Annotated in this window: 12 protein-coding genes; 7 read left to right on the forward strand and 5 right to left on the reverse strand. The window is 64.9% G+C overall.

Going from position 1 to position 12,313, the window contains the following annotated elements:
* Positions 1-7: 7 nt before the first annotated feature.
* A complete protein-coding gene (locus VF992_07925) occupies positions 8-1,684 on the reverse strand; it encodes an Ig-like domain-containing protein (protein HEX9341079.1) in 1,677 nt (558 codons plus the stop codon).
* A gap of 313 nt (positions 1,685-1,997) precedes the next feature.
* Positions 1,998-3,065 carry an IS630 family transposase gene (locus tag VF992_07930; protein ID HEX9341080.1) on the reverse strand — a complete coding sequence of 356 codons (1,068 nt, stop codon included), beginning with the start codon at positions 3,063-3,065 and terminating at the stop codon, positions 1,998-2,000.
* A gap of 335 nt (positions 3,066-3,400) precedes the next feature.
* Between VF992_07930 and VF992_07935 the strand changes: the two genes are divergently transcribed.
* Genes VF992_07935 through VF992_07955 form a run of 5 tightly spaced genes read left to right on the forward strand, consistent with a single transcriptional unit; the run spans position 3,401 to position 7,837 of the window.
* Positions 3,401-3,601, forward strand: a complete 201-nt coding sequence (locus VF992_07935; protein HEX9341081.1) for a hypothetical protein — start codon at positions 3,401-3,403, stop codon at positions 3,599-3,601.
* Positions 3,602-3,605: 4 nt separating this feature from the next.
* Positions 3,606-4,469, forward strand: coding sequence for a hypothetical protein (locus VF992_07940; protein HEX9341082.1), 864 nt, complete (start codon positions 3,606-3,608; stop codon positions 4,467-4,469).
* A gap of 47 nt (positions 4,470-4,516) precedes the next feature.
* Positions 4,517-6,109 carry an SLC13 family permease gene (locus tag VF992_07945; GenBank protein ID HEX9341083.1) on the forward strand — a complete coding sequence of 531 codons (1,593 nt, stop codon included), beginning with the start codon at positions 4,517-4,519 and terminating at the stop codon, positions 6,107-6,109.
* Between the two features lie 49 nt (positions 6,110-6,158).
* Positions 6,159-6,350 (forward strand): hypothetical protein, encoded by a 192-nt coding sequence (locus VF992_07950; GenBank protein ID HEX9341084.1) that lies wholly within the window; start codon positions 6,159-6,161, stop codon positions 6,348-6,350.
* Complete coding sequence (locus VF992_07955) at positions 6,347-7,837, forward strand: SLC13 family permease (protein ID HEX9341085.1); 1,491 nt, start codon at positions 6,347-6,349, stop codon at positions 7,835-7,837. Before VF992_07950 ends, VF992_07955 begins: the two co-directional genes overlap by 4 nt.
* A 113-nt stretch (positions 7,838-7,950) precedes the next feature.
* Here VF992_07955 and VF992_07960 read toward each other — a convergent pair whose 3' ends face one another.
* Positions 7,951-8,385 carry a GNAT family N-acetyltransferase gene (locus VF992_07960; GenBank protein HEX9341086.1) on the reverse strand — a complete coding sequence of 145 codons (435 nt, stop codon included), beginning with the start codon at positions 8,383-8,385 and terminating at the stop codon, positions 7,951-7,953.
* A gap of 80 nt (positions 8,386-8,465) precedes the next feature.
* On the opposite strand from VF992_07960, the gene VF992_07965 reads away from it, so the two are divergent.
* Positions 8,466-9,452: a TRM11 family methyltransferase gene (locus tag VF992_07965; protein HEX9341087.1), complete on the forward strand. Its 987-nt coding sequence runs from the start codon at positions 8,466-8,468 to the stop codon at positions 9,450-9,452.
* On the opposite strand, the gene VF992_07970 is transcribed toward VF992_07965, so the two are convergent.
* Positions 9,442-10,923 carry a site-2 protease family protein gene (locus VF992_07970; protein HEX9341088.1) on the reverse strand — a complete coding sequence of 494 codons (1,482 nt, stop codon included), beginning with the start codon at positions 10,921-10,923 and terminating at the stop codon, positions 9,442-9,444. The two genes, VF992_07965 and VF992_07970, sit on opposite strands and share 11 nt — an antisense overlap.
* Positions 10,924-11,191: 268 nt before the next feature.
* Here VF992_07970 and VF992_07975 point away from each other — a divergent pair, with 268 nt between their 5' ends.
* Positions 11,192-11,380, forward strand: a complete 189-nt coding sequence (locus tag VF992_07975; GenBank protein HEX9341089.1) for a hypothetical protein — start codon at positions 11,192-11,194, stop codon at positions 11,378-11,380.
* Positions 11,381-11,724: 344 nt separating this feature from the next.
* Here the strand turns inward: VF992_07975 and VF992_07980 are convergent, their stop codons facing one another.
* Positions 11,725-12,312, reverse strand: coding sequence for a VIT1/CCC1 transporter family protein (locus tag VF992_07980; protein HEX9341090.1), 588 nt, complete (start codon positions 12,310-12,312; stop codon positions 11,725-11,727).
* Between the last annotated feature and the right edge of the window lies 1 nt (position 12,313).

The raw sequence follows: 12,313 nt of genomic DNA on the forward strand, positions 1-12,313 counted from the left end.
CTCCTCCTTACTTCCTGAAGTAGCCGTGGGTCCTCAACCAGATAAGGCTTACGGGAACTAGGATAATGAGGAGGGGGGCGTACTTCGAGGAATGAAGCGACACAATGATCATGCTGTTGACCCACCCGGGGAGGCCCAAGGCCATGACGGAGGCCTCAAGCGCCTCCGGCGTCGACGAGTCGGCGTTGATCGTGACGCCATTCAGGACCTGCACTGTGACGCACGCGGGTTCTGAGTACAGACTCCCGTCGAGGGAACGCGCGCACACCTTGTGCTCCCCGTTCGGGACCACCAAGGTGTTCCACTCGAACGCCCACGTGCTCCAGGCGAGCGCGGGTCCGGTGTCCGTGGCGCTCGACCACGCGCCGTTGTCGATCTGAACCTGGACGAGCTGCACGCCCGGGGTGATGCCCGTGGACCCATGGACGAGGTACAGCCCCTGCACCGTGTCGCCGTTCGTCAGGTTCTCGAACGCGATCGCGGGCCGGTCGTTCCGGTTGTCCACGCACGCCGTGATCGTCGCGGGATCGGAGAACATCGACCCAGACCACGCGCGCGCGGAGAGGTACAGGCAGCCGTCGTTGCGGGCCGTCGTGTCCCACGCGCTGGCCCACGTCGTCCACGACGCGTCCGGGGATGTGTCCGTGGCGCTGTTCCACGGGCCGCCGGCGATGCTCACCTGCACGAGCCAGACCAGACCGTAGTCGTTCGACGCTCTCCCGTTGATCAGGACGAACCCGCGGACCGTCTCTCCGTCCGTCGGTTCTACGATCGATAGCGTCGGCGGGCCGGAGCTGTTGCCCACGTAGACCGCCGCGCAGACGATCTCGGAGTACTGGCTCCCGTCCCAGGCGCGGACGCACACCACGTGGTTCGCGTCGGCGTATGCCGTCGTGTCCCATTGGTACGCCCAGGAGGTCCACGACTTGTCCGGCGACGTATCCGTCGCGTTGCTCCACGCGCCGTCGTCGATGCGGACTTGCACGAGCTGCACGCGACCCGCGTCAGCCGGGCTGCCTGCCGTCCCGTGGACGAGGAGGATTCCCCGCACGGTCTCCGGGGGCGTGACGTTCCCGCTCGGCTGCACGAGATGCACGAACGGCCGGTTGTCCACGAAGTACTCGTTCAACCACGGCCTCGAGTACAGGTCGCCGTCGAACGCGCGCGCAGCCACGACGTGCTGCCCCGTATTGGCGCCCACCGTGTGCCAATCGAACGACCACTGCCCCCAATCCGAGGTTGTCGGGGTCGCATCCAACCAGTTCGCGCTATTCGGCGTGGGGTCGATTGCGACCTGGACGAGTTGGACCGCACCGCCCGCGCTCGGGTCTCCGGCCTCCCCGACGACGGTCACGTTGCCGGCGGCGGTGGTCCGGTTCGCCGGGGTCAAGATGCGGACCCAGGGCGGGTTCGCCACGATCACGCGGGTCGTCGCCTCCTGCGCCTCGTCAGAGGTCCACGCTCTCACGGTGATCGCGTGCGACCCGTCGGTGGCCGACGTGGAATCCCACAGCATCCTCCATGTGCCCCAGGTCTTGTTGACGGAAGTGTCGTTCGCGATCCACCAGTCGCCCGCGTCGACGCGGACCTTCACGCCAGTGAGCTGCGAATCGCTGGAAGCCTCGCCCCCGATCGCCACGGTCCCGCTTACCGTGGCGCCCGCTTTCGGGGTGCTAATCGACACGTGCGGTCCCGCATCCTGGATCAGGAAGAGGACCGTAAACGCGCTGAAGGCTAGCGCGATTAAAACGGCTGGAACCGGCCCCCTCTCTACCTTATCAACTCCACTTTCTAGGGAATGTATGCGACTACGCGGGTATAGCCGTTTCCGGTACGCGGTTTTCGCACTATAAGTAGGTTGTGGAGGCCGTTTTCGCGCCGCGCGGAGCCCGTCAGGGCGTTCGCTTGCTTTCTTCACGTAGTTTAGGACGGTCGGAACCGCCTGACCGTCCAAGGCGACGTGCGGATCCATGTCGGACGATTCAGTGTGGCGTCGTTTACGTACTTCCCGATCGAGGGATGCTCCGTGGCCTGCGGAAGTCCGTCTCCGGCGACTTCATCCAGATGAACGGGCGCGGGCTCTCGGCGTTCGCGGCCCGGTACTCCCGGATCGCCGCTTTGAGCTCGCGGACGTTCCCGGGGTTCCGCCGGCGTGTTCGCCCGTCCATGAGGTCGGTGAGGCACCGTTTCGTCGCATTGTGCCACGAGGACCCCGCCGGGACGACGTGGATGCGGAATCGCGGGTGGTGGGCGAGCCACCGCTTCAACCGTTCCTCCGTCCGCACGGTGACGTCGTCGAGGACGATGTGGATGTCACCCTCCGGTGGGACCGCCTCGTCGATGGCACGCAGGAACGCGAGGAACTCCTGACCCCGGTCGCGATGGTGGAACTCCCGGATCGCGGTCCCGTCCACCAGGTCGAGTGCGTCGAGGAGGTCCACGGAGACCTCGTGCCGATGTGCCCGGCTCCGCACCTTCGGGGAGCTGCGCCTGATCGGGATGGCCGGCGTGGGCTCTAGGACCTCGGTCCGCGTCTCCCCGTGCACAGCGAATACGACGGCACGCTTAGGCGGGTCCAGGTACGACCCGACGACGTCGACGTGCCGTTCCAGGAACCGAGCGTCGCTCCTGGGCGTTGGCGACCTCGCTTCAGGTGTGAGCCGATGCGCCCGCCATAATCGAGAAACGGTCATGTGGCTCACGCCGACGGCCTCCGCGAGCGTCCGCGTGGACCAGCGGTCGGTCCCGCGGCGTCGCCCTTGCAGCGTCTTCTCGAGGATGCGCCGTACGGTCCGGGCCGGGATCTCGGGCGTCCGCCCCGAGCGCGGGGCTTCCCGTTCGATGCCGACGAGGCGGAGGCGGTGGAATCGGGAGCGCCACTTTCCGACGAACGGATCGCTCACCTCGAGGCGTCCCGCGATCGCTCGGTTGTCCAACCCCTTCGCCGCCAGGAGGACGACCTGGGACCGGAGGACGAGGCGGTGGGGCGCGGTCCGGCTCAGCGACCAACCGAGCAGGCGCCGCCGCTCCGCTCGAGAGAGTACGATGGTCGGAGCGACCCTCACGGCCCCGCATCGAAGTCCGCGATATTAGTTTACCGCTTTTGTGTTACACGCACATGCGAAGGAGCCTGATTGAGCGTGGCGTCCTCCGATAGAGCGGGGTCTTGCCCTCATTTCCCGCAGCAATGCATAAATAGACCGCCACTCATTCATATCGATGGAGTGCAGGGGTTCCCGGGGGTTTTAACATGACGTGGCATCTATGTCATAGCTGTGGAAAAGTCGTTGACGTCGACCCGTACGTTGAAGCGTGCCCCGAATGCGGGGTCCACATCCCGGTTCCGCCCCACGAGCGCGGCTGGATGGGTCCGCCGCCGCCTCCGCCTCCGATTCCGCCCATGTCCAGGATGTACGGCCCTCCGGGGTACGCCCGTCCGGTCAACCCTGCTTCGGTGGCGGCGTCCAGCCGGCCCGAGAACCCCGAGATTCGAACTCTCCTCGACAAGAACGCCGTGCTCGAGGAGGAGAACGCCAAGCTGAAGAGAGATCTGGCAGAGAAGGAAGCGGCGCGAATACGGGGAGTGGGGGAGGGGAACTAGCCAAGTGGACGTTGACGTACGCCTCCGGGAAGAAGTCGCTGGCAACCTGTACATCAGGACCATCACGATGGGCGCCTCGCCGGCGGCCATGGAATGGTATTCCCGACGCCTGCCCGAGTTCGCGAAGCACGACTTGCCGAAGTACCGCGACCCCGGAGCGGCGTTCGCGGAGTTTGCCAGCATTCCTTTCGCGAACGTGCCACTCGCAAGTCCATTGCCCAGCGGCATCATGGTGAACCTCGCACAACGGGGCTTCTCCGGGATGAAGGGGATCTCCGACGTGCGGTTGTTGCAGACCGAAGTCGTACGGATGGGCCGGACGATCGGGGCGGAAATCCTCGCCTCCGAAGAGTCCGTGGCCTCGCGTTTCGACCGACTCGTCTACCCGGAGGAACGCATCGTCACGATCGGCTCGAGCAGCCTCTGCGAACGGGCGCTTGTGAATGCTCAAGCGCGCGGAAAGAAACCATCGGTTACAGTCTTGCTGGCGTCCGCCAAGCCCGAGACTCTGACGATCGGGAACCGCCTCACCCAGTCGAATCTCGACGTGTCCTATGGTTTCCTTGCCGACTCCATCCAACACGTTGGATCCGCTGATCGCGTGGTCGTCGGCGCGCATCTGATCACGGAAGACGGCGACGTCGTCTCGTCACAAGGTGCGGATCTTCTCGCCCTTGCGGCGAAGCGGCTCGGCAAGCCGGTCATTGTCCTCGCGGGGCCGTTCAAGGCGGTCGGCCGATCGACCAATCATTATTCGGACTACCTTCGGATGGTCGACCTCGAACTGGACTTCACGGTCGACCGCTACGCCGTGGGCACGCGCGACTTTTCGGTCGTCTCCCGGGACCTCATCGACGCGATTCTGTAGGCGATAGGCTTATCTGGTCCGTCGCTTGAGGGGGCCCTCCGGTCTCCGTGATCAACGAAGTCGTTTCCCTGACCCTCTTGATTGCGCTCCTCATCAGCGTCGCTCTCGATGCGGTCCACCGGACGAGCATCGCGATTGGAATCGCGTTTGCCGGCGTAGTGATCGGCTCGATCCTCCCGGAGACACGGGACGTGCCGGGGAAAGGGCTCCCCTATTTCGGCCCCGGGACTGCGCTCGGGGCGGTCAACTTCCAAACCCTCGTCTTCCTGGTGTTCATGGGCGTGTTCATGGCGATTATGCAACGAAGCGGCGCCTTCGACTGGGTGACGAAGACGCTGGTTCTGAAGAGTCGGATGCAGCCCGGCATCCTTTTCGTCCGGATCCTCCTCTTGTCGTACGCGATTTCGCTCTTCGTGAATAACGTCACCGTCGTCTTCATCATGGTTCCCATCACGCTGAACATCTGTCGGCAGTTCGGCGTGAATCCCGTGCCGTTCAGCGTGGCACAGGTCGCCGCCATCAACCTCGGCGGTGCCTCGACGATGGTGGGCGATTTTCCGAACATCATCATCGCGACGTCGCAGAAGCCGATCGAACTGACCTTCTTGGATTTCCAGACGAACATGTTCCCCGCCTGCTTCGCTCTCCTTGTGGCGGAGATCCTCCTGTTCAGCCGCATGCACCCCGAATACTTCACGCGCTTCGAGCCGGGGCCTGCGGCCCGCGCCTTTGCGGCGGACCTCGCCGAGCGTCGAAGCACGGCAATCACGGACAAGCGCCTCCTCCAGGTGTCCGTGTTGGTCCTGGCCGCCATGTTGGGCGCATTCGTCGTTTCGACGACGCTTCGGATTCCCATTGCGCTGATTCCGGTTGCCGGAGCCGGCAGCATCCTCATGATATACGAGGTGCGACTGCGATCGAGGCACCCGCTAGACGCTACGTTAGACAAGCTGCAACGCAGGAACATCATCGGCGACGAGATTTCCAAGGTCCTGAGCGAGGTGCACTGGGACGTCGTGCTATTCCTCGCGGCCCTGTTCGTCGTGGTCGGATCGCTGGAGCATACCGACGTCCTCACGTGGGCGGCCAATTTCATTCTCGGGACCTCGCAAGGGAACCCTGTGCTCGCAGTCATACTCATCGTGGTCCTTGCATCCATCATCACCATGGGCGCGGAGGCGGGACCCGCGACGGCGGTCCTTATCCCGGTGATTAACCAACTCACGGTGGCTGGGCTCGGGTCGGGGGGTTTGCTCTACTGGGCACAGTCGCTGGGTGTGCAGGCTGGGTCGAGTACCACGATGATCGGGGCCAACGAGGGTCCTCTGGCTGCACGGATGATCGAGCAGGACGCGCGGATACACAACGCTTCGGACAGACTGACTGCGAAGGGCTTCACCCGGATTGGCGCGCGCATGTGGCTCCTTTTCATTCCGCTTTCCATCGTTTACCTGACGGGCTTGATCTTCTTTGGTTGGATGGTCTCAGGGGCTGCGTTCGTCCTCGCCCTTGTCGGGTCCCTTTGGATTGCGGCCCGCGGACTTGGGGGGGGGGGCGGCCCAGGACCGGCGCCGAGCGTGGCGTCATCCCAAAGGGGACCGACGGCGCCGCCAGCGTCGCCATCCCGACGGACCCGCTGAACCGCAACGTACGGCGGTACGCGCGCTGAAGCCGGATGCGGGCGGAGAGGTGGCCTTCCCGGACCGGGTCGAGACTCGTGTCCTTGCCAGCCCCTGCCAGCCCGAGAACCTCACGATTGAGAAGCCAAACGCACCGTCGAGTCCCGCGGGGTCCAGCGGCTTCCTGGGCGACGCGATGAATGTCGGGTCCGCCGATCCGGTGACCATCGGCGCCCGGCTGACTACCGAGTTGATGACGTGATCAACGAAATCGTTTCCCTAGTCCTTCTGTTCTCGTTGCTCATCGCGGTCGCACTCGACGTGGCCCACCGGACGACGATCGCGATGGGGGTTGCGATTGCCGCAGTCGTGGTCGGCTCAATACTCCCATACGAAGGCACCGACCCAGCGAGGTTTGGCCAAGGGTACTTCCCGCCATGGGTCGCACTCCAAGCGGTCAACTTTGAGACCCTCATCTTCCTGGTCGGCATGGGGGTGTTCGTGGCGATCATGCAACAGAGCGGCGCTTTCGACTACGTGACGAAGACGCTCGTCCTCAAGAGCAAGATGCAGCCGGGCATCCTATTCGTCCGAATCCTACTCTTGTCGTACGGCATTTCGTGCTTCGTGAACAACGTCTCCGTCATCTTCATCATGGTCCCGATAACGCTCAACATCTGTCGGCAGTTCGGCCTCGACCCCGTGCCGTTCAGCGTGATACAGGTCGCCGTCATCAACCTCGGCGGGGCCTCGACGATGGTGGGCGATTTTCCAAACATCATCATCGCTACGTCGGGGACGAACCTGTCCTTCGTGGACTTCCAGGTGAACATGTTTCCCGCCTGCTTTGCGCTTGTGATCGCGTCGATTCTCCTGTTCCGTCGCATGCACCGCGAATACTTCACGCGCTTCGAGCCGGGGCCTGCCGCCCGCGCCTTTGCGGCGGACCTCGCCGAGCGTCGCGACACCTCAATCACAGACCGGCGCCTCCTTCAGGCGTCCGTGGTGGTCCTAGTGGGCATGTTGGGCACATTAGTCTTCTCGACGCAGCTTGGGATCCCTCTCGCCCTGATTCCGGCCGTCGGGGCCGCCATCATCCTCATCCTATACGAAATGCGCCTGCGCGTCAGGCAGCCCTCGGGCGCCGCGTTAGACAAGATCCAACGTAGGAACCTCATCGGCGACGAGGTCTCCAAGATCCTGAGTGAGGTGCACTGGGACGTCGTCCTGTTCCTCATGGCCCTGTTCGTCGTGGTCGGCTCACTGCAGGCGACCGCTGTCCTCGACTGGGCGGCCGATTTCATTCTCGGTGCCTCGTCAGGCGACCCCTTGCGAGCTTCGATGCTCATCGTTGTCATCGGATCCATCGTTTCCCTCAGCGCTGCGGCAGGACCCGCGACGGCGGTCTTCGTCCCTGTGATCAAGAAGCTTTCTGGGGTCGGGTCCGGGGGGTTGCTTTACTGGGCTCTGTCGTTGGGGGTACAGGCTGGGTCGAGCACCACCTTGATCGGGGCGAACGAAGGTCCCCTGGCCGCTCGGATGATCGAGCAGGACTCGCGGGCACACAACGCTTCGAGTCGATTGGATGCCAAAGGTTTCAGTCGGATTGGGGGGCGCTTGTGGCTCATGATGATTCCGCTCTCCATCCTTTACCTGGCGGGCATCATTACGCTCGGCTGGATCGTCTCGGTGGCGGCTCTCGTCATTGCCCTCGTCGGGTCCTTCTTGATTGCCGTCCGGGGAATCTAGGTTTCGGCTTCATGGGTCGGCGCGGGGCGAGCGATCGCGTCGGGATTGGCGAAGGCCAAACGATGGCGAAGGCCGGTCTCCCTTTGTCAACAAACGCGGCGGGCAGACGCCCTTCACAGGTGTCGCAACATCTTGTATCCGTCCTCGCCGTCCGTGTAGAAGTGTGGTAAGGCCGCCGAAATCTCGAACCCGTATCGCTTGTAGAACTGAATCGCCTCGGCGTTCGATACGCGGACCTCCAGCTCGATCCGCTTGAGGCCGCGCATTGCGCACGCCCGGAGGAAGGCGTCCATCATCGCGGTCCCGACGCCGCGGCGACGGAAACGCGCCGAAACGGCGAACATGAGGACGCGCGCCTGTCCGTCGGCCGTGATCACCGACGCCAGGAATCCGACCGGATGGCCGTCGAGATCCGCGACGAGGAAACCGTCCCGCCACCAGCGGTGGATGTCCAAGTACAGGGACGTCGGATAATTCTCCCGCAACGCCTCGCGCACGATCGAGGCGACCGCGGGGATATCGTTCGGGACGAACGGCCGGATGCGCACGCGGGCAAACCGAAGGGCCCGCCCCTTTTCAAAATGACGGTGGTCGGCAAGCTCATGTCCTTCCGGACCGTTCGAAGGCCGTGCGCCTCGCGATCGAGCTCTCCGGCGAACACCCGACGCTCCCCCGCGCCGAGGTCTACGCGGCGATGGCGGCGGAGGGCGTGGAGGTCCGTGCGGCAACCTTCAACGCGAGGCTCCTGCGGTTGGAGGTCTCCGGCCCCGCGGGCCGCGCGGTCGGACGGCTCGGACTCGCCCACCTCGCCTCCGAGGAGGTCGCCGCGGGGGATTTCGAAACGGTTCGGTCGTTCGCTCGGGAGGCCGACCTGGAGGGACGCCGATTCCGGGTGCGCGCGGAGGGGATCGGCGTCGACATCGATGTGCGGTCCCTGGAGGGCGCCCTCGGCGCGGACTTCGCGCGGACCGGGAAGGTGGATCTCGATCGACCCGAGGTCGAGTACCGGCTGCTCGTTGGAGACGAGTTCGTTCTCGGGCGGGTCGTGCATCGAATGAACCGGTCCCGGCTCGAGGCGCGCAAAGTCGCGAAGCGGTCCTTCACCCTGCCGATCTCGCTGCATCCGAAGCTCGCGCGCGCGCTCGTGAACCTCGCCCGCGTCCCCCGGACCGGCACGCTGCTCGATCCGTTCTGCGGCACGGGAGGGATCGTCCTCGAGGCGGCCGACATCGGCATCGGAGCGTTGGGCACGGACCGTGCCCGCCGCATGATCGTCGGGACCCGCCGCTCGATGCGTGCCCTCGACCTGTCCGCGGCGCTCGCCGTCGCTGACGCGGGGCTCCTCCCGATGCGACGGGGGACGATTCAAGGGATCGCGACGGACCCACCGTACGGACGGGCGGCCTCGACGCGAGGCGAGCCGATCGGGCGGCTGTACGCGCGGGCGTTCGACTCCTTCGCGGCCGTACTCCCGGCCGGAGGCCATGCGGCGGTCGTCCTGCCGAGCCCGAAGGCGATCGAGATCGCGTCGGCGCGGATGGAGCTCATCGAACGCCACGAGCTCCGCGTGCACCGGTCCCTCGTCCGGCACTTCTGCGTCTTCGTCACGGCGTGATGTCCAGGATGACGACGAGATCGGCCGTCGCGGTCTCTCGCAAGGTCGTGGCGTGGACCTCGAACCGGACGGTCGCGGGGAGGGGCACCGGCCACGACGGCGGCGCGGTGATCTGAAGATCGAGGAGCGCGCGTTCGGAGGCGTTGAGTTCCACGCGCACCGTATCATTGTTCACGGTCGTGTTGGTCGAACCGACCACCACGTCGAGGAATTGGAACGAAAAGCCGAAGCTCGCAAGGTTCGGATTTTTCGCCGTGACGACGACGATTTCGGACGCTGCCGCGGTATGGTTCACGGCGAACCGGGTCAGCCCGATCGTCGCGCCGATGCGGATCGTCTGGTTGATGGCGACGAGCGGGCTTCCGTCGAGCTTCTCGAATGTCAGGCCCGGTCCCCCGCCGATCGCGACGAACGGCACGGGGACGAACGTCAGGAAGAGGATCGCGACGGCGCCGATCCCGACGAGTTTGCGGGCCGCGTCGAGGCGCGTGATGTCGTTCAGTGGCGGGGGATGGCGCGCGCCCAGCATCAGGATCAGGAAGGCAAAGAAAATCCAGCCGATGTACCACGCGCTCATGATGAAGAGCAAGAGGATCGCGGCCCACGACAGGTAGAACTGGTTCCGCCCGAAGAGGGCGCGGGCGATGTGGCCGCCGTCGAGCTGTCCGGCCGGGAGGAGGTTGATCGCCGTCACGAAGAGGCCGACCCATCCCGCGAAGGCGAGGGGATGCTTGAGGACCGGGTTCGGGAGGGGGAAGAACAGGGAGAGGAAGTTGAAGAGCAGGGAACCTTGGATCGCTTCGCCGGGCACCGTCGGCACGACGGGAGGCGTCCCGGTCGAGAGGGCGAGGCCCGCGAGCGTCACCGGGATCGCGATCGCGAAACCGACGAGCGGCCCGGAGACGCCGATGTCCAGGAGGGCGCGGCGGTTCGGGATGGGGTCGCGCATGCTGATGAACGCGCCGAGCGTGCCGAGCGGCGGCAACGAGGGGAGGAAGAACGGCAGCGAGGCGTGGACCTTGTACTTCTTGGCGACGAGGAAGTGGCCCATCTCGTGGGAGCCGAGGATCGTGAGGAGCGGGAGGGAGAAGAACAGGCTGCCGTAGCCGATCGAGGCGGCGGAGAGGATCGGCTCCCCCGAATAGGCGGACCAGTTCCAGGCGCCGCCGAAGAACACGATCGAGGGGATCGTCAGGAGCAGCAGCAGGAGGTTCACCTGTCGCCTCGCGAATCGCATCCGCGGCCGGCGCTGCACGTGGAGGAGCGTCTCGCCCCGTTCCTGCGTCACGGTCGGGATATAGTCCCTCGGGACGAGTTCCTGGCGGAGTGCGTCGAACGGCGCATCGATGCTCCCGCTCGGGGAGGTGACCTGGAACGTCAGCGCGAGCGGCGTCACGACGACGCCGTATACGGTGAAGTACTTCGCCACGACGGTCCGGATCGCCTCGATCTCCGCTGCGGGCGAGTCCATCGGCCGACCGAACCTTCCCGCGTATTAAAAGATACGTGGCAGTGCATCCTGCGGATGGAGGCCACGAAAAGCGTATTATATCAACGAGAATATCGGGGAGCAGCGAGGAGGGGTAGAGTCGATGGGGTCTTGGTCTGGTTTCGTTCGCGATAGCCCGAACGCGGTTTATCAAAAGGCCCAAGGAGCGGTCACGTCGAAAGGGTTTGAATCGAAGGTGGCCCTTCCCGGTCAAAGCTTGACTGCAGAGGGGGGTCGAGCGTATCGCTTGGTGGTACTGATCATCCTTGTGGTCGTGATCTGGCCTGTGGCGCTCATCTACTACTTCACTCGCAAACGAAACTCGATCACGGTCCAGATACGGCCTCAAGGTGAAGGAAGCGCGGTGCAGATCAACAGCTTCGGCGAGAAGGCCGACGATGCGCTGGGAATGATTACTTCGGGATTGTCGGCTCAGTAGCCGGTCGTCGGTCGTGTCGGGAAATGCGAGACCCGTTGCGTCCGCCGTCGGGTCGCCTTGGAATCCGGTAACCAGCCTGCGGCCCAAGAGTCTCTTCTCCCTGACTAGACTCCCGCTCCGAGACCGACGGACTATGCTCATCCTTAACGATTAATCGGCTTGCTCTGCTCGCGGTCGTTCCAAAGGGGGAAAAGGCCGTGCGGGCCCGGAATGCTGCGAGCGAAAGGGACGCGAAGCACGCTGCTCCGAGGCAGCGGGGAAGCTACGAATCCTCCTCCCGGTGTGCGCGTCTGGAAAACCGGTGATACGAGGTTCAGAGGCATCGCCAAGTAGAAAGCGCGGGCTCACCGGGGCCGCGCGCCGAACAGCCAAAGGAGGACCGCGGTCCCGAGGCCCGCGGCGACGAACCGCAAGCCTGTGACGACGAGCCGCTCGCGCACGAGGGTCCCGAGGTAGGCGCCGATGACGAACAGGATCGCGAGGGTCAGGCCGATTGCGACGACGGTCGCGGTCCGGATGTCGAAGAACAAGAACGGGATGAGGGGGACGAGCGCCGCGATCATCGGGGAGACGCCGTGGACGAGAGCGCTCACGATGGCGGCGAACTGAAACGCCTCCTTGTGTTCCTCGCTGAGCCGCGCGAGCAACGCCCGCTCGATCGAGCGCACGTCGAGCTTCTTCTCGACGCGCTCCGCCTCGTACGCTCCGACGGCGCTGCTCACCGCGAGGGCGATCCCGGCGCCGAGCGATGCGGAGAGGATGATCGTCTTGTGGGATTCGTCCGCGCCGGCGGCGACCGTGCCGATAATGATCCCGAGGATCGTCAGCGCGCCGTCGAAGGCCCCGATCACGAAGTACCGGCGGACGATCGGCCCGACGTTCGTGATCTCGTCGTACTCCCGGATCCGGCGGCCCCAGGCGCGGAAGTCCATG

The organism is Thermoplasmata archaeon, assembly GCA_036395115.1.
In the GTDB taxonomy this organism is placed as follows: Archaea; Thermoplasmatota; Thermoplasmata; order RBG-16-68-12; family RBG-16-68-12; genus RBG-16-68-12.

What these genes read in the sequence shown, in the direction of transcription:
- VF992_07980 (HEX9341090.1), bottom strand. Translation starts at nt 12,312, where the DNA reads ATGGACTTCCGCGCCTGGGGCCGCCGGATCCGGGAGTACGACGAGATC.
- VF992_07970 (HEX9341088.1), bottom strand. Translation starts at nt 10,923, where the DNA reads ATGGACTCGCCCGCAGCGGAGATCGAGGCGATCCGGACCGTCGTGGCG.
- VF992_07935 (HEX9341081.1), top strand. Translation starts at nt 3,401, where the DNA reads ATGTCCAGGATGTACGGCCCTCCGGGGTACGCCCGTCCGGTCAACCCT.